This window comes from Streptomyces sp. NPDC030143 (genome assembly GCF_055573695.1).
Genome location: NZ_JBVIAY010000020.1, coordinates 91,876 through 114,013, shown reverse-complemented (window position 1 = coordinate 114,013; position 22,138 = coordinate 91,876). Strand labels below are relative to the sequence as shown.

19 protein-coding genes and 1 pseudogene are annotated in these 22,138 nt (G+C 74.4%); 12 read left to right on the top strand and 8 right to left on the bottom strand.

Features of this window, described 5'->3' with window-relative positions; genetic code table 11:
* Positions 1–61: 61 nt before the first annotated feature.
* From ACZ4YY_RS28905 to mug, 3 genes are all read left to right on the top strand, one after another.
* Positions 62–850, top strand: coding sequence for an SGNH/GDSL hydrolase family protein (locus ACZ4YY_RS28905; protein WP_468296575.1), 789 nt, complete (start codon positions 62–64; stop codon positions 848–850).
* A 267-nt stretch (positions 851–1,117) separates the two neighbouring features.
* Positions 1,118–2,560: an adenylosuccinate lyase gene (gene purB, locus ACZ4YY_RS28900; protein WP_468296572.1), complete on the top strand. Its 1,443-nt coding sequence runs from the start codon at positions 1,118–1,120 to the stop codon at positions 2,558–2,560.
* The gene (gene mug / locus ACZ4YY_RS28895; protein ID WP_468296731.1) at positions 2,557–3,132 is read left to right on the top strand and encodes a G/U mismatch-specific DNA glycosylase; all 576 of its coding nucleotides are present in this window, start codon (positions 2,557–2,559) and stop codon (positions 3,130–3,132) included. Before purB ends, mug begins: the two co-directional genes overlap by 4 nt.
* On the opposite strand, the gene ACZ4YY_RS28890 is transcribed toward mug, so the two are convergent.
* The 3 genes from ACZ4YY_RS28890 to ACZ4YY_RS28880 form a co-directional block, all read right to left on the bottom strand.
* On the bottom strand, positions 3,110–3,553 hold the full coding sequence (locus tag ACZ4YY_RS28890) for a hypothetical protein (RefSeq protein ID WP_468296569.1): 444 nt from the start codon (positions 3,551–3,553) through the stop codon (positions 3,110–3,112). The two genes, mug and ACZ4YY_RS28890, sit on opposite strands and share 23 nt — an antisense overlap.
* Positions 3,554–3,633: 80 nt before the next feature.
* The gene (locus ACZ4YY_RS28885; protein ID WP_468296566.1) at positions 3,634–4,356 is read right to left on the bottom strand and encodes an ABC transporter permease; all 723 of its coding nucleotides are present in this window, start codon (positions 4,354–4,356) and stop codon (positions 3,634–3,636) included.
* Positions 4,353–5,279 carry an ATP-binding cassette domain-containing protein gene (locus ACZ4YY_RS28880; RefSeq protein WP_468296563.1) on the bottom strand — a complete coding sequence of 309 codons (927 nt, stop codon included), beginning with the start codon at positions 5,277–5,279 and terminating at the stop codon, positions 4,353–4,355. The genes ACZ4YY_RS28885 and ACZ4YY_RS28880 overlap by 4 nt, the downstream gene beginning before the upstream one ends.
* Before the next feature lie 109 nt (positions 5,280–5,388).
* On the opposite strand from ACZ4YY_RS28880, the gene ACZ4YY_RS28875 reads away from it, so the two are divergent.
* The 3 genes from ACZ4YY_RS28875 to ACZ4YY_RS28865 all read left to right on the top strand — a co-directional run bounded on the left by ACZ4YY_RS28875 (position 5,389) and on the right by ACZ4YY_RS28865 (position 8,487).
* Positions 5,389–6,543: a sensor histidine kinase gene (locus tag ACZ4YY_RS28875; RefSeq protein WP_468296559.1), complete on the top strand. Its 1,155-nt coding sequence runs from the start codon at positions 5,389–5,391 to the stop codon at positions 6,541–6,543.
* A 14-nt stretch (positions 6,544–6,557) separates the two neighbouring features.
* A complete protein-coding gene (locus ACZ4YY_RS28870) occupies positions 6,558–7,220 on the top strand; it encodes a response regulator transcription factor (protein WP_468296556.1) in 663 nt (220 codons plus the stop codon).
* Between the two features lie 112 nt (positions 7,221–7,332).
* Positions 7,333–8,487: an ROK family transcriptional regulator gene (locus ACZ4YY_RS28865; RefSeq protein WP_468296728.1), complete on the top strand. Its 1,155-nt coding sequence runs from the start codon at positions 7,333–7,335 to the stop codon at positions 8,485–8,487.
* A 383-nt stretch (positions 8,488–8,870) separates the two neighbouring features.
* Here ACZ4YY_RS28865 and ACZ4YY_RS28860 read toward each other — a convergent pair whose 3' ends face one another.
* Positions 8,871–9,632: a GntR family transcriptional regulator gene (locus tag ACZ4YY_RS28860; RefSeq protein ID WP_468296553.1), complete on the bottom strand. Its 762-nt coding sequence runs from the start codon at positions 9,630–9,632 to the stop codon at positions 8,871–8,873.
* Positions 9,633–9,874: 242 nt separating this feature from the next.
* Complete coding sequence (locus tag ACZ4YY_RS28855; protein ID WP_468296550.1) at positions 9,875–10,756, bottom strand: RNA polymerase sigma-70 factor; 882 nt, start codon at positions 10,754–10,756, stop codon at positions 9,875–9,877.
* Positions 10,757–10,901: 145 nt separating this feature from the next.
* Between ACZ4YY_RS28855 and ACZ4YY_RS28850 the strand changes: the two genes are divergently transcribed.
* Positions 10,902–11,732 (top strand): alpha/beta fold hydrolase, encoded by an 831-nt coding sequence (locus tag ACZ4YY_RS28850; protein WP_468296547.1) that lies wholly within the window; start codon positions 10,902–10,904, stop codon positions 11,730–11,732.
* 93 nt (positions 11,733–11,825) lie between these two features.
* Here the strand turns inward: ACZ4YY_RS28850 and ACZ4YY_RS28845 are convergent.
* Positions 11,826–12,614: pseudogene (locus ACZ4YY_RS28845) on the bottom strand (EamA family transporter); the annotation flags it as partial.
* Between the two features lie 47 nt (positions 12,615–12,661).
* Between ACZ4YY_RS28845 and pdxR the strand changes: the two are divergent.
* From pdxR to ACZ4YY_RS28830, 3 genes are all read left to right on the top strand, one after another.
* Positions 12,662–14,188: a MocR-like pyridoxine biosynthesis transcription factor PdxR gene (gene pdxR, locus ACZ4YY_RS28840; RefSeq protein ID WP_468296544.1), complete on the top strand. Its 1,527-nt coding sequence runs from the start codon at positions 12,662–12,664 to the stop codon at positions 14,186–14,188.
* Between the two features lie 476 nt (positions 14,189–14,664).
* Positions 14,665–16,239 (top strand): alkaline phosphatase D family protein, encoded by a 1,575-nt coding sequence (locus ACZ4YY_RS28835; RefSeq protein ID WP_468296542.1) that lies wholly within the window; start codon positions 14,665–14,667, stop codon positions 16,237–16,239.
* Between the two features lie 339 nt (positions 16,240–16,578).
* The gene (locus ACZ4YY_RS28830; protein ID WP_468296539.1) at positions 16,579–17,886 is read left to right on the top strand and encodes a GNAT family N-acetyltransferase; all 1,308 of its coding nucleotides are present in this window, start codon (positions 16,579–16,581) and stop codon (positions 17,884–17,886) included.
* 187 nt (positions 17,887–18,073) lie between these two features.
* On the opposite strand, the gene ACZ4YY_RS28825 is transcribed toward ACZ4YY_RS28830, so the two are convergent.
* Positions 18,074–19,300, bottom strand: coding sequence for a trans-sulfuration enzyme family protein (locus tag ACZ4YY_RS28825; RefSeq protein ID WP_468296536.1), 1,227 nt, complete (start codon positions 19,298–19,300; stop codon positions 18,074–18,076).
* A 60-nt stretch (positions 19,301–19,360) separates the two neighbouring features.
* Here ACZ4YY_RS28825 and ACZ4YY_RS28820 point away from each other — a divergent pair, with 60 nt between their 5' ends.
* Complete coding sequence (locus ACZ4YY_RS28820; RefSeq protein ID WP_468296531.1) at positions 19,361–19,852, top strand: Lrp/AsnC family transcriptional regulator; 492 nt, start codon at positions 19,361–19,363, stop codon at positions 19,850–19,852.
* Positions 19,853–19,885: 33 nt separating this feature from the next.
* Complete coding sequence (locus ACZ4YY_RS28815; protein ID WP_468296527.1) at positions 19,886–21,577, top strand: DUF885 domain-containing protein; 1,692 nt, start codon at positions 19,886–19,888, stop codon at positions 21,575–21,577.
* 34 nt (positions 21,578–21,611) lie between these two features.
* On the opposite strand, the gene ACZ4YY_RS28810 is transcribed toward ACZ4YY_RS28815, so the two are convergent.
* Positions 21,612–22,097 carry a rhodanese-like domain-containing protein gene (locus ACZ4YY_RS28810; RefSeq protein WP_468296524.1) on the bottom strand — a complete coding sequence of 162 codons (486 nt, stop codon included), beginning with the start codon at positions 22,095–22,097 and terminating at the stop codon, positions 21,612–21,614.
* Positions 22,098–22,138: the final 41 nt, after the last annotated feature.

Here is a 22,138-nt window from a genome sequence, read left to right as displayed (position 1 = left end):
CCGGTGGGGCGCCGAGGTGACCGACCGGCGGGTATGTGAAGGGGTTACCATCGCTGACGCCATGCAGACGAACACCACACCCCCGTACTCCAGCCTGGTCGCGGTCGGCGACTCCTTCACCGAGGGCATGTCGGACCGGCTGCCCGACGGCACCTACCGGGGCTGGGCGGACCTCCTCGCGGCCCGGATGGCCACCCGCACGCCGGGCTTCCGCTACGCCAACCTCGCGGTGCGCGGCAAACTGATCGGGCAGATCGTCCAGGAGCAGGTGCCGGTGGCGGCCGCGATGGGCGCCGACGTGATCACCCTGGTCGGCGGCCTCAACGACACGCTGCGCCCCAAGTGCGACATGGGCCGGGTGCGGGACCTGCTGACCGAGGCCGTGGAACGGCTCGCCCCCTCCTGCAAGCAGCTGGTGCTGATGCGCAGCCCGGGCCGCCGCGGCCCGGTCCTGGAGCGGTTCCGGCCGCGCATGGAGGAGCTGTTCGCCTGCGTCGACGACCTCGCCGCCCGGCACGGCGCGCTGGTCGTCGACCTGTACGGCGCCGCCTCCCTGGGCGACCCCCGGATGTGGGACGTGGACCGGCTGCACCTGACGACCGAGGGCCACCGCAGGGTCGCCGAGGCGGTGTGGCAGGGCCTCGGACACGACCCCGAGGACACCGACTGGCACGCGCCGATGCCGGCGACGCTGCCGCCCGGCTGGCTCACCCGCCGCGTCGCCGACGCGCGCTTCGCCCGGCAGCACCTGCTGCCCTGGATCGGCCGCCGTCTGACCGGCCGCTCCTCCGGCGACGGCCTGCCGCCCAAGCGGCCCGAGCTGCTGCCCTACGAGGTTCCGCCGGCCTAGGGGGTGTTTCGACAGTCCCGCACAGCACCCACGGCGCCCGGCACGCCCTCTCGCCGCACCGGCCGAAAGCCGAGTACATCCAGTACGAGCGCTTCGTCCGGCACGCCGAGAGTACGCACCGGACACCGCGGGCACCGCACACGACCTTCGAAACACCCCGTAGGCGGGGCTGCCGCGCCGACGCCGTGCGGTGACGTGGCTCTCGTAGGTTCCGCCGAACGAGCCCATGGCGCTGGCCTGCACGAATCGCCAGTAGAATCCGTACACGTGACTTCCGCTCCCGCCAAGCCCCGCATCCCCAACGTCCTCGCCGGACGCTACGCCTCGACCGAGCTCGCCACGCTCTGGTCGCCCGAGCACAAGGTGAAGCTGGAGCGTCAGCTCTGGCTCGCCGTGCTGCGGGCCCAGAAGGATCTCGGCATCGAGGTGCCGGACGCGGCGATCGCCGACTACGAGCGCGTCCTCGACCAGGTCGACCTGGCCTCCGTCGCCGCACGCGAGAAGGTCACGCGGCACGACGTGAAGGCGCGGATCGAGGAGTTCAACGACCTCGCCGGGCACGAGCACGTCCACAAGGGCATGACCTCGCGCGACCTCACGGAGAACGTCGAACAGCTCCAGATCCGCCTCTCCCTGGAGCTGGTCCGCGACCGCACGGTGGCCGTGCTGGCGCGTCTTGGCCGGCTCGCGGCGGAGTACGGCGAGCTGGTCGTGGCCGGCCGTTCGCACAACGTGGCCGCGCAGGCCACCACCCTGGGCAAGCGGTTCGCGACCGCCGCCGACGAGCTGCTCGTGGCCCACGCCCGGGTCGAGGAGCTTCTCGGCCGCTATCCGCTGCGCGGCATCAAGGGCCCGGTCGGCACGGCCCAGGACATGCTCGACCTGCTCGGCGGGGACGCCGGGAAGCTGGCCGACCTGGAGCAGCGCATCGCCGACCACCTCGGCTTCTCGCAGGCGTTCACCTCCGTCGGCCAGGTCTACCCGCGCTCGCTGGACTACGAGGTCGTCACCGCCCTGGTGCAGCTCGCGGCGGCGCCCTCGTCGCTGGCGAAGACGATCCGGCTGATGGCGGGCCACGAGCTGGTGACCGAGGGCTTCAAGCCCGGCCAGGTCGGCTCCTCGGCGATGCCCCACAAGATGAACACCCGCTCCTGTGAGCGCGTCAACGGCCTCATGGTCGTCCTGCGCGGCTACGCGTCGATGACGGGCGAGCTGGCGGGCGACCAGTGGAACGAGGGCGACGTGTCCTGCTCGGTGGTGCGCCGCGTCGCGCTGCCGGACGCGTTCTTCGCGCTCGACGGTCTGCTGGAGACGTTCCTGACCGTCCTCGACGAGTTCGGCGCCTTCCCCGCGGTCGTCGCCCGTGAGCTGGACCGCTACCTGCCGTTCCTCGCCACCACCAAGGTCCTGATGGGCGCGGTGCGCGCGGGCGTGGGCCGTGAGGTCGCGCACGAGGCGATCAAGGAGAACGCCGTCGCCTCCGCGCTGGCGATGCGCGAGCAGGGCGCCGAGCGCAACGAACTGCTGGACAAGCTCGCCGCCGACGAGCGCCTCCCGCTGGACCGCGCCGCGCTGGACGCGCTGATGGCGGACAAGCTGTCCTTCACGGGTGCCGCCGCCGACCAGGTGGCCGTCGTCGTCGCCCGGATCGAGGAGATCGTCAAGCAGCGGCCGGAGGCCGCCGGTTACACCCCCGGAGCGATCCTCTGACGCGCTTCACCCAGGCGGAGCTGGAGGCCGCCCGCGACCGTCTCGTCCCGGACGTCGTCGCGGGCGGCCTGCGTGTGCTCTTCTGCGGCATCAACCCGGGGCTGATGACGGCGGCGACCGGTCACCACTTCGCCCGCCCCGGCAACCGCTTCTGGCCGGTGCTGCACCTGTCCGGGTTCACCCCCCGGCTGCTGAGGCCGGCCGAACAGCGGGAGTTGCTGCGGTACGGGCTCGGCATCACGAACGTCGTGGCGCGGGCGACCGCGCGGGCCGACGAACTGAGCGCCGAGGAGTACCGCGAGGGCGGGCGGCTGCTGGCGGAGAAGGTGACGCGGCTCGAGCCGCGCTGGCTGGCGGTGGTGGGCGTGACCGCCTACCGGGCGGCGTTCGACGACCGCAAGGCCGCGGTGGGGCCGCAGGAGCGGGTCATCGGGAACACGCGCGTCTGGGTGCTGCCCAACCCCAGTGGCCTCAACGCGCACTGGACGGCGGCGACCATGGCGGAGGAGTTCGCCCGGCTGCGGGGGGCGGCGGAACTGCCTCCGCCCGCTACGGCGGATCCGTCTGAGTGACCACGGCGAGGAGCTGGAACGGCAGTTCCCTGTCCCACTGGGAGACGCCCAGGGCGACCCAGCGCGCGGTGCCCGGCGCCCGCCACAGGTGGACGTCCGGTACGTGCGCGCTGAGCGACGCCCAGGGCTCGGGTATGTCCTCGCCGTTCATGGAGCGCTCCAGGGTGCTCGCGAGGCTGACGCGGTCGGGCGGGCCCCAGCGGTCGGCCAGCCGTTCCGTGAGCCCGTCCCGGTCGGACTCGTACTGGTCCGCCGTCTCCTCCCACGCCGTCCCGTCGTCCTCCCAGAAGTCGCCGCTGGTCTGTAATTCCTGAACGAGGTAACCGGGCCCTCCCGTGCCCACGTCCGTCCTGCCGTGCTCCGCGGGGAACTCCCGGGTGCACAGCAGGTCGATGGCGGCGAGGCAGCGCGCGATGTCCATGTGATCCAGTAAAGCGGTCATCACTGACAATCAGTGAGGCTCCGGCCACGGGCACTTGGCGGGGTGTCAGCGGCCGCCCCTCACGCGTCCCGGCGCCGCACCCGCCACGCTCCCGCCGCGACGGCGGCCGCCGCCCACAGGGCGGTCACCGCGAGGCCCGTCCACGGTCCGAGGGCGCCGCCCCGGTCCGCGTGGAGCACGACCTGACCGGCCCGGTCGGGCAGGAAGTCGGCGACGCTTCCGGAGAGGTCGCCGATCACGAAGGACACGATCAACAGGAACGGGATGAGGACGCTGAGCGTGGCGACCCCACTGCGCAGGACGGCCGTCAGACCGGCGGCGAACAGGGCCATCAGCGTGAGGTGGATCCCGCAGCCGACGGCGGCCCGCACGCCCTCGGCCGTGCTGAAGCCGTCGGCCTTCTCCCCCAGCACCGCCCCGCCCACCGCCAGGGTCACAAAGCCCGTGGTCAGGCCGACGGCCAGGACGGGCAGCGCGATCGACGCCAGCTTGGCGGCGAACCAGCGGCCCCGGTGCGGCACCGCGGCCAGGGACACGCGCAGCGCGCCGCGCCGGAACTCGGCGGCCACGGTCGTCGTGCCGAACGCGATCGCCGCGATCTGACCGAAGGTGACGCCGAAGAAGGCGCTGAAGAGCGGGTCGAAGTCGTCGCCGCCCGTGTCGGCGCCCGCGAGCGCGGAGAAGGCGACCGTGACGAGCAGGAGGGCGGCCAGGCCGCCGACCTGCGACCGCAGTGTGCGGACCTTGAGGAGTTCGGCGTGGAGAGCGGGGGCGAAGCTCACGGTCGGGCCTCCTGGTGCTGTGCGGTGAACTCGGTCTCGGCGGCGGTCAGGTCGAGGTAGGCCTGCTCCAGCGTGCCTTCCTCGGCGGCCAGTTCGAGGAGGGGGACGCCCGCGTCGGAGGCGAGGCGGCCGATGTCGTCCACGCGGGCGTGGTGGACGGTCCAGTGCCCGCCCGGCTGCTCCTCGGCCCGGTGTCCGTGCCGGGCGAGCGCCTCCGTCAGCGCGGCGGGGTCGGTGGTGCGGACCCGCACCCTGGGCTGCACGCGCGCGTCGATGAAGTCACGCATCGGGGTGTCGGCGAGCAGACGGCCGCGGCCGAGGACGACGAGGTGGTCGGCGAACGACGCGGTCTCGTTCATCAGGTGGCTGGAGACCAGCACCGTGCGCCCCTCCCGCGCGAGCCGGCGCAGCAGTCCGCGGATCCACACGATGCCTTCGGGGTCCAGGCCGTTGGACGGCTCGTCGAGCAGCACCACGCCGGGGTCGCCGAGCAGCGCGGCGGCGATGCCGAGCCGCTGCCGCATGCCGAGGGAGTACGTCCGCACCCGGCGGCGCGCGGCCGGTGCGAGGCCGGTCTCCTCCAGCACCTCGTCGACCCGGCGGACCGGGATGCGGTTGCTCGCGGCCAGGGCGCGCAGGTGGTCGCGTCCGGTGCGGAAGCCGTGCGGGGCCTCGGCGTCGAGCAGGGCCCCGACGTGGCGCAGGGGTTCGTGCAGGGTGGCGTAGGCCCGGCCGTCGAGGGTGGCGGAGCCGGAGGTGGGCCGGTCGAGGCCGAGGACGAGGCGCAGGGTGGTGGACTTGCCGGCGCCGTTGGGGCCGAGGAAACCGGTGACACGGCCGGGCGGGACCCGGAAGGTGAGCCGGTCCACGGCCCGCCGGGGGCCGTACTCCTTGGTGAGGTCGCGGACGTCGATGCTGGTCATGGACACAACCCTGGCGGTCGAGGCGGGGTGGGAACCTCCCCCGCCGGTGGAGTCCGTCTCCCCCGCTCGGGGGAGGCCCCTTGTCAGTGGCGCCTGTCACGATGTCCGCATGGGCCGCTTCCTGCGCCCGCTGCTGCGGGGGATCACGTACACACGACTGCTGCACCTGTGGGTGCCGATGCTGTTCGTGAGCGTCTGGCTGTTCATCGACCTGTCCCGGCCGTGGGTGCCCGCCCTGGCGCTGATACCCGTCGCGTTCATCCCGGCCGTGCGCAGGGGCGAGGGGGTGCAGGCGCAACTGCTGCTGACGCCCGACGAACAGGACCCGGGGTTCTCCGTGACTCCGGCGACCACCTGGGCGGACCGGCTGCGGATGGTGCTGTGGCTGGAAGTGCGCATGGCACTCGGGGCGGTGGCCATGTTCGCCTGCGTCTGGCTGCCGATCCTCGCGTTCCAGCTGGCCGAGATCGCGCGCGGCCGGGTGCCCGACGACATCCCGGTCCTCGACGAGGCGACCCCGCACGCCTGGTACGCGCTCCTGGTGCCACTCCCCCTGCTGCTGTTGTACGGACTCGTCGTCGGCCTGGGCGCGTTGGTGACCGCCGTCGCGCGGCGGCTGCTCGGCCCGTCCGCCGCCGAGCGGGTCGCCGCCCTGGAGGAACGCACCGAGCAGTTGCTGGAGCGCACCCGCATCGCCCGCGAGCTGCACGACTCGATCGGGCACGCGCTGACGGTGGCGGTGGTGCAGGCGGGGGCGGCGCGCGCGGCGGGCGACGCGGCGTTCACCGACCGGGCGCTGGCCGCGATCGAGGAGACCGGCCGGTCGGCGCTGGCCGATCTGGAACGGGTCCTCGGCGTACTGCGCGACTCGGGGCGGCCGGCGGGCGCCAGACCGACGCTGACGGAGGCCGACCGGCTGCTGGAGTCGGCGCGCGCCTCCGGGGCGCAGGTCGACGCCGAGCTGACCGGCCCGCTGGAGAGCGTGCCGGGGCCGGTGTCCCGGGAGGGCTACCGCATCCTCCAGGAGTCGCTGACGAACGTGCTGCGGCACGCGGGGGCCGTCCCGGTCCGGGTGCGGGTCGGAGTCGCCGACGACGTCCTCAGTCTGGACGTCCGCAATCCGCTCACCGCCCGGATACCGGGCCCCGGACGGGGCAGCGGGCTGCGGGGCATCCGGGAGCGGGCCGCGCTGCTGGGCGGGCGCGCCTCGACCGGGCCGGAGGAGGGCGACTGGAGGGTGCGTGCGGAGCTGCCGTTGCGCTGATCTACGCTGGCCGGATGCCGGTGACCGTACTCCTCGTCGACGACGAACCCCTGGTCCGCGCGGGTCTGCGGGCCGTGCTGGAGGCTCAGCCCGACATCGAGGTCGTCGGCGAGGCCGTGGACGGGGCGGCGGTGATCCCCCTGGTGCGGCAACTGCGGCCGGACGTCGTCGCGATGGACGTGCGGATGCCGCTCATGGACGGCATCGAGGCCACGCGCGCGGTGCTGCGGACGGTGGACCGGCCGCCGAAGATCCTGGTGGTGACGACCTTCGAGAACGACGAGTACGTGTACGAGGCGCTGCGCGCCGGCGCGGACGGGTTCCTGCTGAAGCGGGCCCGGCCCGCCGAAATCGTGCACGCGGTGCGGCTGGTCGCCGAGGGTGAGTCGCTGCTGTTCCCGGCGTCGGTGCGGCGGCTCGCCGCCGAGTACGGGACGGGTTCCGGCAACCGCGCGGCCCAGGACGTTCTGGAGCGGGCCCGGTTGACCGAACGGGAGGCGGAGGTGCTGCGGCTGATGGCGCGCGGTCTGTCCAACGCGGAGATCGCGGAGCGCCTGTTCGTCGGCGCCGAGACGGTCAAGTCGCACGTCAGCGTGGTGCTGGCGAAGCTCGGGGCGCGGGACCGGACGCAGGCCGTGATCACGGCGTACGAGTCGGGGTTCGTGGGGACGGGCTGAGGGCCGGGCGGGCCGGGGGTACCGCGGAAGGGTGCGGGACACCGCACTCGCCGGGGTGGCGGCACGCCGAGTACGATCCGCCGCACACGCGCACGAGCTGGGAGGACGGACGGTGGGGCGGCTGACCGGCGGGGATCCCTCGCTGCTGCGAAGGATCAATTCCGCGGTGGTGCTGCACGCGTTGCGGGCCACCGACTGCGCGACGCTCACGGAGATCACCCGGGTGACGGGGTTGTCCCGGCCGACCGTCGAAGGGGTCGTCGAGGACCTGATCGGGGCGGGGCTCGTCGTCGAGAAGGCGGCCGAGGAGGGTGCCGCCCGACGGCAGGGGCGCCCGGCGCGGCGGTTCCGGTTCCGTGCGGAGGCCGGTCATCTGCTCGGCCTGGAGATAGGGGCCCACCGCGTGGCCGCGCTCCTGTCCGACCTGGACGGGCGGGTGCTCGGGGCGCAGGCCAGGGACGTCGACGAGGCGGCGCCGGCCGACGAACGGCTGGAGCGGCTGCGTACGGCGGTGGCCGAGCTGCTGCGCCGGGCGGGCGTCCCGCGCAGTTCGCTGCGGGCCGTCGGTGTCGGTGCGCCCGGCATCGTCGAGGCGGACGGCACCGTCCGGCTGGGAACCGCGCTGCCCGAGTGGACGGGGCTGCGGCTGGGCGAGCGGCTGAGCCGCTCGTTCAAGTGCCCGGTGCTGGTGGAGAACGACGCCAACGCGGCGGCGGTGGCCGAGCACTGGAAGGGCGCGGCCACCGACTCCGACGACGTGGTGTTCGTGCTGGCGGGGCTGAGCCCGGGCGCGGGCTCGCTGATCGGGGGGCGGCTGCACCGGGGGTACGGCGGGGCGGCCGGTGAGATCGGCGCGCTGCACCTGCTGGGCCGGGGGGAGACGCCGGAGACACTGCTGTCGACGACGGACGAGCCGTTGCACCCGTTGGACGAGCAGGCGGTCGCCGCGGTGTTCGCCCAGGCCCGTCAGGGTGACCGGCGGGCGTGTGCGGCCGTGGACCGCTTCATCCAGCGGCTCGTGCACGACGTGGCCGCGCTGGTGCTGGCCCTCGACCCGGAGCTGGTCGTCGTCGGCGGCTGGGCGGCCGGGCTGGACGGCGTACTGGAGCCGCTGCGGCGGGAGTTGGCGCGCTACTGCCTGCGGCCGCCGAAGGTGGCGCTGTCGCTGCTGGGCGAGGCGGCCGTGGCGACGGGGGCGCTGCGGCTGGCGCTCGACCACGTGGAGGAGCAGCTCTTCGCGGTGGAGGGGACCGTGACCGGCCGCTGAGCGGCGGCCCGGGCGGCGGCGTGGCGGCACACGGCGGCCCGCCACCGACGGTCGGCACACGGCGGTCGCCAGTCGGCGGTCGGCACACGGCGGTCGGCACACGGCGGTCGCTGGTCGGCACACTGCGGTCGCCGGTCGCCGGTCGCCGGTCGCCGGTCGCCGGTCGCCGGTCGGGAAACGCGCCGCGCCCCGGAGAGGATCCGGGGCGCGGTGAGGGGCTCCGCTCGGTGACCGGTGCGGACGCGGCTCCGCTCGGCGCCCCCGTGGCAGACCGTTCAGGTGTCTGCCGCCGGGGCCGGCAGCGGGGACCGAGACCGGCGTCCGGCCGTCACGAGGCCGGGACGGTGCCGGGTCGTCGGGCGGGCCGGGACGGTGCCGCGTCCTCAGGAGGCCCGGCGTTCGGGGCCGTGGTGGATCTCCACGCCGCCCGACGCGCCGAACGTCAGCCGACAGGTGTCCGCCCGGTAGGTGGCGACGGACAGCGCCGCGGTGCGGCCCTCGGCGAAGAAGCGGGTGGTGACGACGAGGACGGGAGCACCGGGGAGGCGGTCGAGTTCCTTGGCGTCGTCGGCGCGGGCCGAGCCGAGCTCCACCGCGCGGTCCTGGCCCTCCAGCGCCCGGTGCTGCAGTTCGCGCAGGACGGCTCGTGCGCGGGCGGGCCCCGAGGGGGCGTCGATGGCGGTCAGGCCGGGCACCGACGTCTGCGGGACGTAGAGCAGTTCGGCGGCGACGGGCTGACCGTGGGACACCCGGGAGCGGCGCACGATGTGCACGGGCTCGTCGCGCCCGGCCCCCAGGGCGTCGGCGACGGCCGCCGGCGGCGCGGCGACCGTGCAGTCGACGGGTTGCCACGTGTCACCGGCCGCGTCGGGCCAGGTATGCCGTTCGCTGCCGACGTCCACGCCCACGCGGGGCGGCGCCACGGTGGTGCCGACGCCGCGGCGGCGGTGCAGCCTGCCCTCCAGCTCGAGCTGTTCCAGCGCCTGACGGAGCGTGGCGCGCGCGACGCCGAATCGGGCGGCCAGTTCCCGCTCGTTCGGCAGGATCTCGCCGACCGCGAACTCCGAGTCGAGTGCCTCGGTGAGCACGGTCCTGAGATGCCAGTACTTCGGTTCCGGTACCGATTCCAGTTGCGTGGTCCCCACCCTGTCCTCCGCAATAGCCGTGGTCCGGCGGCGTTTTCGCGCCCTTGTTTATTAAAGGTTGTTGCACTTGTCAGCGACCATAGGACGGGCCTCACCCTTGGTCAAGACCAATCCTCGAACCCTCGGAGGGCCGACGGGCGCACGGCGGAAAAGCGTTCACGAGGCGTTCGCACGGGGGCGTTCTCGTGACACGACGGCACGGCCCCGTCGCCCGACGGGGGCGGCAGACCGGTGCGGGGCGGCTACGCGGCCAGCGCGCGCAGTTTGTCCGGGTTGCGGATGACGTAGACGACCTGGACGCGTCCGTCGGCCACGTCGATCTGGAAGACGGCGTCCGGCTTGTCGCCCGAGAGGGCGAGCACGGCGGGGCCGCCGTTGAGTTCCAGGAAGCGGAAGGACAGGTCGGGGACGCTCTTGCGGGCCACGCCGGCGAGGAAGCGGCCCACGTGGTCGGCGCTCTCCAGGACCCGCAGCGGCGCCTTGGCCTTGCCGCCGCTGTCGCCGACGAGGCGGGCGTCCGGGGCGAGCAGCGCCATCAGTCCCGCGAGGTCCCCCTCGGCCGCGGCGGTGAGGAAACGCTCGGTGAGTTCGCGGCGCTGGACGGGGTCGACCTCGTAGCGGGGCCGACGCTCCTCGACGTGCCGACGGGCCCGGCCGGCCAGTTGACGCACCGCCGGCTCGGAACGGTCGAGGACGGCGGCGATCTCGGCGTAGGGGTAGCCGAAGGCCTCGCGCAGGACGAACACCGCGCGCTCCAGCGGGGACAGCGACTCCAGCACGACGAGGACGGCGAGGGAGACGGAGTCGGCGAGCACGACCCGTTCGGCGGTGTCCGGGACGGTTGCGCCGAAGTCGGTGACGTACGGCTCGGGCAGCCAGGGGCCGACGTAGGCCTCGTTGCGCGTCCGGATGCGGGCCAGGCGGTCCAGGGCGAGGCGGGTGGTGACGCGGACCAGGTAGGCGCGCGGTTCGCGGACGTCGTCGCGGCCGGCGGCGGACCAGCGCAGCCAGGCGTCCTGGACGACGTCCTCCGCGTCGGCGACCCGTCCCAGCATGCGGTAGGCGACGCCCAGCAGCAGCGGGCGGTGTTCCTGGAAGACGTCGGTCGTCGTGTCTGCGGTCACGGTGCCATCCCAGCCGAGCCGCGCGGCCGTGTCCAGACGGCGCCCCACAAGGGGCTACCCACGGGTAGCAATTGCTGACAAGCTGTCTACACGTCGGCCCCGCCACGTCCGTTTCCGCCGGTCCGTCCACGCGAGGAGCACCGCCATGTCCACCACCGTCTCCTTCCCGGTCCCCACCCCGAGCGGCCCCCGGTCCGTCACCGTCTCGTACGCGCGCGCGGGCCGGGGCGAGCCGCTGCTGCTGCTCCACGGCATCGGGCACCACCGGCAGGCCTGGGACCCGGTGGTCGACATCCTCGCCACCGAGCGCGACGTGATCGCCGTGGACCTGCCCGGCTTCGGCGCCTCCCCCTCCCTGCCCGACGGGCTCCCCTACGACCTGCCCACCACGACCGCGGTGTTCGCGGGCTTCTGCGAGGCGCTGGGGCTGGAGCGCCCGCACGTGGCGGGCAACTCGCTGGGCGGCCTGCTGGCCCTGGAACTCGGCCGCGAGAAGCACGTACGGTCCGTCACCGCCCTGTCGCCCGCCGGGTTCTGGTCGCCGGCCGAGCGGCGGTACGCCTTCGGCGTCCTGCTCACGATGCGCCACCTGTCCCGCCGGATGCCGCTGCCCCTGGTGGAGCGCCTGTCCCGTACGGCGGCCGGCCGCACGGCGCTCACCAGCACCATCTACGCCCGCCCGGGCCGCCGTTCGCCGGAGGCGGTGGTCGCCGAGACCCTGGCGCTGGCCGGGGCCACCGGGTTCGACCAGACGCTACGGGCCGGTGCGACGGTCACGTTCACCGACGACCTCCCCGGTCTGCCGGTCACCGTCGCCTGGGGCACCCGGGACTGGCTGCTGGTGCGCCGCCAGGGCGTCCGCGCCAAGCAGGTCATCCCCCAGGCCCGTCTGGTGCGGCTGCCCGGCTGCGGCCACTGCCCCATGAACGACGACCCGGCGCTCGTCGCGCGGGTGCTGCTGGACGGCAGCCGCTGAAGGACACCGGCCACGAGCCGTCACGCCCGCCCCCAGGGCGACTCCGGCGGCCACCAGCGCACTGCCGGTGGCCTGGGCGGGGCCGAAGGAGCCCGCGCCGACCAGCGGCGCGGTGCAGGCGGCGGCGACCGGGATCAGACCGGAGAACAGCGTGGCGCGCTCCGCGCCGATCCGCTGCACGCCCATGTACCAGCACACGAAGCCGACGACGGTGACGACCACCGCCTGCCACAGCAGCGCGGCGGTCTCGCCCGCGTCGGGCCGGCGCAGCCAGGCGCCGCCGTCGAGGAGCAGTCCGGCCGCCGCGGACTCGACGGCGGCGATCCCGCACACCGCGGCGGACAGCAGGCGCGGCCCCAGCGGCCGCAGCACGGGAACGGCCAGCACCGCGAAGCCGACCTCGCCGGCCAGCGCGCAGACCGAGAAGGCGAGACCCGCCCCGTCCGTGCGGCCCCACCCCTGCACGGTGAGGGCTCCCACGGCCACCAGTGACGCCCCGTACTGCACGGTCCGCCGCGGACGCCGACCTTCCAGGAGCGGCACGAGGACCGCCACGACGACGGGCGCGCAGCCCACGAGGACGCCGGGGACGGCGGGTTCCGCCGAGCGTTCGGCGGCCAGGACGGCCAGGTTGAAGCCGACCATGCCGACGGCCGCGAGCAGGGCGAGGCGGGCCCACTGACGGGGCGTGAGCGCGCGCAGCCGGGCCCACGCCCCCGGTCCCGCCAGGGGGACGAGGAGCAGGCAGGCGAGGCCGTAGCGCAGGGCCTGGCCGCCCGCGTACGGGTAGGCGCCGAGGACGCTGTTGGCGGTGAAGGACCCTCCGACGAGGACGCAGGCGAGCGCGGCGAGCAGGGAGCCGCGTGTGGTGGTGGCGTTCATGACGGCGACGCTAGGGAGCACGGCGGCCCGGTTTAAGGTCCACTTCCATGACGTCATCGGGGACCAATCCGCCCGGGCCGACGGCCGCCGCCTCCGCCGTCTCCTCCACCGCCTCCCCAGCCTCAGCCTCCCCCGCCTGGGAGGTGCTGCTGCCGGCCGTCGCCGCGCCGGCCCGCGCGCGGGGCCGTGCGCTGCAGGCGGCGTTGCGGGAGGCGGTCCGCTCGGGGCGGCTCGCCCCGGGCACCCGAATGCCGTCGAGCCGGGACCTCGCCGCCGACCTCGGGGTGTCGCGCGGTCTGGTCACCGAGGCGTACGAGCAGTTGACGGCCGAGGGCTACCTGCGCAGCGGGCGGGGGTCGGGGACCTGGGTGGGCGGCGCCGTACGGGCGGCCCCGCCCCGTACGCGGGACCTCGCGCCCCGGGCGCCCGGGGCGCGGGCCGACTTCGTGCCGGGGACACCGGATCTGTCGCTCTTCCCGCGGGCCGCCTGGGCGGCGGCGCAGCGCGGTGTGCTGGCGGAGCTGCCCCACCACGAGCTGGGCTACCCCGACCCGCGCGGCCTGCCCCGGCTGCGCACCGCGCTCGCCGAACTGCTCGTGCGGCGCCGGGGTGTGGTCGCCGACCCCGAGCGGATCGTCGTCGTCTCCGGCGTGGCACAGGCCACCGCCCTGCTCGGACTCGCGCTCCGCGCGCGCGGGATCGACGCGGTCGGCGTGGAGGACCCCGGGAGCCCGCAGCACAGCGCCCTGTACGCGGCGGCCGGCGTCACCTCCGTACCGGTGCCCCTGGACGACGAGGGGCTCGCCCTCGGCCCGTTGCGGGCGTCGGGCGTCCGGTCCGTGGTGACCACGCCCTCGCACCAGTTCCCCACCGGCATCGCCTGCTCCGCGCGACGGCGCGCCGACCTGCTCGACTGGGCGCGGTCCGTGGACGGTTTCCTGCTGGAGGACGACTACGACGGGGACTTCCGCTACGACCGCGCCCCCGTGGGCGCGCTCCAGGGCCTCGATCCGGAGCGGGTGGCCTACACCGGGTCGGTCAGCAAGTCCCTCGCGCCGGGACTGCGGCTCGGCTGGCTGCTCGTCCCCGAGGCGCTGGCCGACGAGGTCGTCGAACGCAAACGGACCACGGACCTCGGTCACCCCGTCCTGGACCAGGCGCTGTTCGCCCGCTTCGTGGAGCGCGGCGACTACGACCGTCAGCTGCGCCGCTGCCAACGCGCCTACCGTGAGCGGCGCGACACCCTCGTCGCCGCGCTCGGGGAGCACTTCCCCGGCACCCGTGTCTCCGGCATCGCCGCGGGCCTGCACGTCATCGCCACCCTCCCGCAGCGGTACGGGCCGCCGGAGCCCTTCCTGCGACGGCTGGCCGGGGCCGGTGTGGCGGTCCGGGCACTGCGGGAGTACGCGCACGCGCGTACCGCCACCGGGGAGGGGCACGGGTTGCGGGCCACCGAGGGGCACGGGCCGCGGGAGGCGGGCGAGGTGCGCCTCGTCCTGGGCTACGCGCACCTGTCCCCCGCCCGCATCCGGGACGGCGTCGGCGTGATGGCGGAGGCGGTGCGCGAGGGGTGAGGTGGGCACCGCGGTGGGAGCGGCACCCTGGCGAGGCCGACGCCGCGGCCGGACAGACTCCCTGGCTGGAGCGAGCACCGCGGCGGGACGAGCCGCTGCGATGGAGCGGGCGCCGCGACGGAGGGGGCGCAGGGGTGGGAGCCGCTGCGACGGGGCCGACGCCGCAATAGGGCGAGCACCGCGACGGGACGGGCACCGCAATGGGGCGGGCACGCCGCAATGAGGCAGGCGCGGCAGGGCGAGCACCTTGGTGGGGCCGGCGCCCCGGCAGGACGGGCGCCACGGTAGGGCCGGCGGCGCACGCCGGAGACGGCACAGACGCCGGAGACGCCGAAGACGCACAGACGCCGCAGAGGTCGGTGAACCGTATCCGGCCGACGACACGGCCAGTTGTTCATCCGGGGTTTGCGTGTGCGCTGCGGCGCCCCAGTAGGTGTGACGGTGCACACCGGCCGGTTCCCGTCCCAGGAGGCCCCATGTCCCACCGTCCGTTCCCCGGGCGCCGCAGCGTTCTGCGCGGCTCGCTGGCCGCGTCCGCGGCCCTGACCCTGCCCTCCGCCGTCGCGGCGGCGCCGGCCCTCGCCCTGTCCGGACGGCCGAGGGCCGCCTGGGGCGTGCAGAGCGGGGACGTGACGACGGACTCCGGCCTCGTGTGGGTGCGCTCCGACCGTCCGGCGCGCATGATCGTCGAGACGTCGGCCACGGAGTCGTTCAGGAACGCCCGCCGCCGGCAGGGCCCGCTGCTCGGCGCCGGCACCGACTTCACCGGCACCACCCGGCTCGACGGGCTGCCGTCCGGCGAGCAGATCCACTACCGGGTGCTGCTGGCCGACCCGGACGACCCGCGCCGCACGGGCGAGCCGGTGACCGGGACCTTCCGCACCGCGTCCGTCAGGCGGCGCGACGGCGTGCGGTTCGTGTGGTCCGGCGACCTGGCCGGGCAGGGCTGGGGCATCAACCCCGAGCTCGGCGGCTACCGGATCTACCGGGCCATGGCCGCTCTCGACCCGGACTTCTTCCTGTGCAGCGGCGACAACATCTACGCCGACGGCCCGCTCACCGCCACCGCGGCCCTGCCCGGCGGGCGCACCTGGCGGAACGTCACCACCGAGGAGAAGGCGAAGGTCGCCGAGACGACGGCGGAGTTCCGCGGCAACTTCCGCTACAACCTGCTGGACGAGAACCTGCGGGCCTTCAACGCCCAGGTCCCCTCCATCGTCCAGTGGGACGACCACGAGGTGACCAACAACTGGTTCCCGGGCGAGATCCTCGCCGACCCCCGGTACACCGAGAAGAACATCGACGTCCTCGCCGCACGGGCCCGGCAGGCGTTCTCCGAGTACTTCCCGATCTCGACGCTGCGCCGCCCCGACGGCCGGGTCTACCGGGTGCAGCACCACGGCCCGCTGCTGGACGTCTTCGTGCTGGACATGCGCACGTACCGCGACGCGAACTCACCGGACGACGGGAAGACCGACCCGCAGGGCATCCTGGGCCGGGAGCAGTTGGAGTGGCTGAAGCGGGAGCTGGCCCGCTCCCGGGCGGTGTGGAAGGTGATCGCCGCCGACATGCCGCTCGGCCTGGTCGTGCCGGACGGCACCGACGGGAAGCCCAACTTCGAGGCCGTGGCGCAGGGCGACCCCGGTGCCCCGCTGGGCCGTGAGCTCCAGATCGCCGAGCTGCTGCGGTTCGTCAAGCACCGGCGGATCACCGGCACGGTGTGGCTGACGGCCGACGTCCACCACACCTCCGCCCAGCACTACGACCCGTCGCGGGCCGCGTTCAAGGACTTCGCGCCGTTCTGGGAGTTCGTCTCCGGACCGCTCAACGCCGGGGCCTTCCCGGCGAGCGCGCTGGACGACACCTTCGGCCCGGACCGCGTCTTCGTGAAGGCGCCTGCCACGGCCAACGTCTCACCGGCCGACGGCTACCAGTTCTTCGGCGAGGTCGACATCGACGGGGGCAGCGGGGAGTTGACGGTGCGGCTGCGCGAGCAGGACGGCACCGTGCTGTTCACCAAGGTGCTCCAGCCGGGCCGGGTCGGCCAGTAAGGGGGTCCTTGCACGATGAGCGCCTGATCAGGCCCAGTGGTCCGGTGCCGTGCACCGCGAGGCGCCGGAGAGTCCATGTAGCGGAGCCGACAGGGCTTTCCGGCAACGCGGCGAGGTGCGGTACCGGGCCGCGCGGACCGGGCGGGCACAGTGCACGGACCCCTGACCGCGCGACCCCCCTACCTCCCGTACGGTGGAAAGGCGCTCCGCGCACCGGTCCGTCATCCCTCGGTGCGCGGCGCGATGATGAAAAGGTCAACAAACCCGGCATACGTTGCCTTTACTCATCAGTCACACAGCGTTCGTGATCACGCAACACCGTTCCTTCACAGTGGCTGCATGACTCGAGACATGTCTGATGTGACACGCGCCGAGCGCGGACGCCCGGAGCACCACGGGCGGAGGTCCGTACGGGAGCTGGCCGCCCTGTGGTGGTCACGCAGGCACGGTCACGCGCCGCCCACGAGTGATACCGATGCCCGGCCGCCCACCCCCGAGCGGCAGGCCGGGCCGTCCGAACTCCCCGAAGCGGCCGGGCAGAACACCCTGTGGCGGATGCGGACGACCGTGAAGGACGCACCCGGCTCACTGGCCGCGCTGTGCACGGCGCTCGCCGGGCACCGCGTCGACATCCTGAGCCTGCAGACCCACCCGCTCGGCGCGGACACCGTCGACGAGTTCCTCCTGCGGGCCCCCGGCGCGCTCACCGCGGCCGGGATCACCGCGGCCGTGGCGGCGGCCGGCGGCAGCGGCACCTGGATCGAGCGGGCCGACGCCCACGACCTGGTGGACGCGCCGACCCGCATCCTCGAAATGGCCACCCGAACCGCCCTCGACGCCGCCGAACTTCCCCTCGCCCTACGGCAGTTGCTCGGCCGGTGCACGATCCGCTCGCTGCCCGCCAAGGCCGGCAGCGGTGGCCGGGCGCCGGGTGGGGTGCCTGTCGAGGGAGTGCTGGAGGAGACCGTGATGCGCCTGCGGGCGCCGGAAGGCGGAGTGATCGCGGTGGAGCGGCCGTACCTGCCGTTCACCCCCACCGAGTTCGCGCGGGCGCGGGCACTGGTGGAGCTGGACGCCCGCCTCGGCCCGCGCGTCCCGGGCGGGCAGGACGTGCTGACGCTGCCCGCGGGCAACGACATCACCGTCCGCCGGGCCGACACCGGTGATCTGGCCGCGGCGAAGGCGATGCACGAGCGCTGCTCGCCGCGCACCCTCGGCATGCGCTACCACGGCCCGGTCGGCGACGCGGACCGCTACCTCACCCACCTGCTCAGCCCTCGCTTCGGCCGCACCCTCGCCGTACAGGCGCCCTCCGGGCGCGTCGTCGGCCTCGGCCACCTGCTGTGGGACGGCGACGAGACGGAGGTGGCGCTGCTCGTCGAGGACCGGTGGCAGCGGCGCGGCATCGGCGGTGAGCTCCTGCGCCGGCTGGTGGGCATGGCCGTCGAGGCCGGCTGCGCGAGCGTGTACGCCGTGACGCAGTCTTCCAACACCGGGATGGTCGCCGCCATGCGGAGCCTCGGCCTGCCCCTCGACTACCAGATCGAGGAGGGCACCCTCGTCATCACCGCCCGCCTGGACGCCGTCGCGCACGGCCCGGAGACGGCGGCGTCCGCGCGGCGCGAGCAGCCGGTCACCGGCGACTGAGGGGTCCACGCACTGTGCCCGCCCGGGCCGCGCGGCTGACAACGCGGCGAGGTGCGGTGCCGGACCGCGCGGCCCGGTCAGGCGCTCATAGTGCGAGGACGCCTGAGCCCGGCCCGTGCCGGCCCGGCGGACGCGGACCGCCGGGCCGGCGCATACGGACCGCCGGCCGGCCGGTGCGGGGGCTGACTCAGCGCACCTCGGCGACGACCCGGTGCGGCACCCCGGCCGGCGCGCCCTCGTCGGCGTGCCGCGGCCCCAGCGCCCGGTCCAGGTCGGCCCACAGGTCCTCCACGTCCTCCAGGCCCACCGACAGCCGCAGCAGCCGGTCGCTCACCCCGGCGCCCCGCCGGTCGTCCGCGTCCACGATGCGGTGGCTGATGGACGCCGGATGCTGGATGAGGGTGTCGACGCTGCCGAGGCTCACGGCCGGGGTGACGAGACGGACGCCGGCGATCACCTCGTGCGGGTCGCCCTCGATCTCGAAGGCGACCATCGCGCCGCCGATGCGCGGGTAATGGACGCGGGTGACGCCCGGACGGGCCGCCAGTCGGCGGGCCAGCTCGGCGGCGTTCGCGGAGGCGGCGCGCACCCGCACCGGGAGCGTCGACAGACCGCGCAGCAGCAGGTAGCCGGCCAGCGGGTGGAGCACCCCGCCGGTGGCGAACCGTATCTGCCGCAGCCGTCCGGCGAACTCCTCGTCGCAGGCGACGACGCCGGCCAGGACGTCGCCGTGTCCGCCGAGGTACTTGGTGGCGCTGTGCAGCACCAGCCGGGCGCCCTGCTCCGCCGGGCGCTGGAGCACGGGCGTGGCGAAGGTGTTGTCGACGAGCAGCGGGACCGAGCCGCAGGCGTGGGCGAGGGCGCGCAGGTCGACCTCGGCGAGCGTCGGGTTGGCGGGTGACTCGACCAGGACCAGCCCGGTGTGAGGGCGCAGCGCGTCGGCGATGCCGGCCGGGTCGGTCCAGGTGACCTCCGAGCCGAGCAGCCCGGCGGTCAGCAGGTGGTCGCTGCACCCGTACAGGGGGCGGACGGCCACCACGTGCCGCAGGCCCTCCGAGGAGCGCGCCAGCAGGACGGCGCTCAGCGCGGCCATGCCGCTGGCGAAGGCGACGGCGCTCTCGGTGCCCTCCAGCCGGGCCAGCGCCGTCTCGAAGCGGGCGACCGTCGGATTGCCCAGCCGGCCGTAGACCGGCGGCCCCTGCGGATCGGCGCCGGTCGTGGCGAACGCGTCGATGCGGGCGGCCTCGGCGCGGCTGTCGTACGAGGGGTAGGTGGTGGACAGGTCGATCGGCGGGGCGTGCAGTCCCTGCCGGGCCAGGTCGTCCCGTCCGGCGTGCACGGCCTCGGTGGCCAGGGCGCGGCGCGCTCCCGGCCGGCGTACGTCGTCGTACGCGTGCGTTCTCGCGGAGTCCATGGACGGCAGGGTGAACACCGGACGGGTCGATGGGGCCGGACTCCGTGCTACGTTCGGCCGATGGCCGATTCCGTCGTACTCGATCCGGTGGACCTCCAACTGCTGCGGCTGCTGCAGAACGACGCCCGGACGACGTACCGCGACCTCGCGGCACAGGTGGGCGTGGCGCCGTCGACGTGTCTGGACCGGGTGGCGCGGCTGCGCCGCAGCGGTGTGATCCTCGGGCATCAGCTGCGGCTGGATCCGGCCAGACTGGGGCGCGGCCTCCAGGCGTTGTTGTCGGTACAGGTCAGGCCGCACCGGCGGGAGCTGGTGGGGCCGTTCGTGGAGCGGATCCGGGCATTGCCGGAGGCGCTGACCGTCTTCCACCTCACCGGGCCCGACGACTACCTGGTCCATGTGGCGGTGGCCGACATGGCCGATCTGCAACGGCTGGTCCTCGACGAGTTCACCGCCCGGCGCGAGGTGGCCCGGGTGGAGACGCGGCTGATATTCCAGCAGTGGGACTGCGGGCCGCTGCTGCCGCCTTCGCCCTCGGCTCAATTGCCGTGACGGGCGCCACCGTCCCGTACGAGGATGGTGCGCATGTCACAGACCACCCACCCCCTGCCCCGCGAGGTCGCCGACGCCTACGTCGACGAACTCATCGCCCTCGACCCCGTCACCGGCACCTACCTCGGTGTGCCGGAGAGCTCCAGCCGACTGCCCGACTGCTCGCCGGCCGGGCAGGAGGCGCTGGCCCGGCTCGCGCGGGGGACCCTGGCCCGGCTGGACGAGGCGGAGCGACGGCCCGGCGCCGAGAGTGACATCGAGCGCCGGTGCGCGCGCCTGCTGCGCGAGCGCCTCACCGCGGAACTCGCCGTGCACGAGGCCGAGGAGGGGCTGCGCGCGGTCGGCAACATGGGCACGCCCGCGCACCACGTGCGCGAGGTGTTCACGGTGACGCCGACGCTGACCGACGCCGACTGGGCGGCGATCGCCGAGCGACTGCGCGCGGTGCCCACGGCGCTGGCCGGATACCGCGCCTCCCTCGCCCTCGGCCTGGAGCGCAAGCTGTACGCCGCTCCCCGGCCGACCGCCACCCTCGTCTCCCAGCTCACCGAGTGGACCGACACCGACGGCTCGGGCCGCGGCTGGTTCGCGGAGTTCGCCTCCGCCGGCCCCGAGGCGCTGCGCGCCGAACTCGCGGACGCGGCGGGGGTGGCGGACGCGGCCGTCGTCGAGCTGCGGGACTGGCTGCGCGACGTCTACGCGCCCGCCGTGCAGGACGCGCCGAACACCGTGGGCCGCGAGCGCTACGCCCGCTGGGCGCGCTACTACAACGGCACCGACCTGGACCTGGACGAGGCCTACGCGTACGGCTGGGCCGAGTACCACCGTCTGCTCGCCGAGATGCGGCAGGAGGCGGAGAAGATCCTGCCCGGCGCGAGCACGCCGTGGGTGGCGCTCGCGCACCTCGACGAGCACGGCAAGCACATCGAGGGGGTCGAAGAAACCCGCGACTGGCTCCAGGGCCTGATGGACCAGGCGATCGACACCCTGGACGGCACCCACTTCGAACTCGCCGAACGGGTGCGGAAGGTCGAGTCGCGGATCGCGCCCGCCGGCAGCGCGGCGGCCCCCTACTACTCGCCCCCGTCGGAGGACTTCTCGCGGCCCGGCCGCACCTGGCTGCCGACGATGGGCCTGACCCGCTTCCCGGTCTACGACCTGGTCTCCACCTGGTACCACGAAGGTGTTCCGGGCCACCACCTCCAGCTCGCGCAGTGGGCGCACGTCGCCGGGAACCTCTCCCGCTACCAGGCGTCCGTGGGCATGGTCAGCGCCAACTGCGAGGGCTGGGCGCTGTACGCGGAGCGGCTGATGGACGAGCTCGGCTTCCTCACGGACGCGGAGCAGCGGCTGGGCTACCTCGACGCGCAGATGATGCGCGCGCTGCGGGTGATCGTCGACATCGGCATGCACCTGGAGCTGGAGATCCCGGCGGACTCCCCCTTCCACCCGGGGGAGCGCTGGACCCCGGAGCTGGCCGAGGAGTTCTTCGGCGCGCACAGCAGCCGTCCGGCGGACTTCGTGGAGAGCGAGCTGACCCGCTATCTGAGCATCCCCGGCCAGGCCATCGGCTACAAGCTCGGCGAGCGGGCCTGGCTGCTGGGCCGGGAGAGGGCCCGTGAGCGGCACGGCGACGCCTTCGACCTCAAGTCCTGGCACATGGCGGCGCTCTCGCAGGGTTCGCTGGGCCTGGACGACCTGGTGGACGAGCTGGCGCGGCTCTGATCCGGGGGACGGCGGCCGCCGACGGCCCGTCCCGTCAGCAGCCGCAGTCCCGCGCGTCCACGGGGGCCGTGAGCGGGTCGGCGTCGCGCCGCTCGCGGCCCTGCCAGGTCTCGAACTCGAAGCCCTCGCGCACCCAGTACTCGAAGCCGCCGAGCATCTCCTTGACGCGGTAGCCGAGTTCGGCGAGCGCGAGGGCGGCACGGGTCGCGCCGTTGCAGCCCGGACCCCAGCAGTACGTCACCACCGGCACGTCCTTGTCGAGGAGCTGCTCGGCCAGCTCGGGGACGAGCGCGGTGGGCAGGTGGACCGCGCCGGGGACATGCCCCTGGTCCCAGGCCCCGGTGGAGCGCGAGTCCAGGAGGACGAACCCGGGGTCGCCGCCGGCCGCGAGCGCGGCGGCCACGTCGGAGACGTCGGCGTGGAAGACGAGGCTCGCCCGGAAGTAGGCCGCGGCCTCGGCCGGGGCGGCGGGGGCCACGCTCAGGACGGGATGGGAGGTGGTGCTCGCGAAAGTGGTCATGGCAGGAAACCTATGGCCGGTGATCCCTTTCCTGAAGGTGG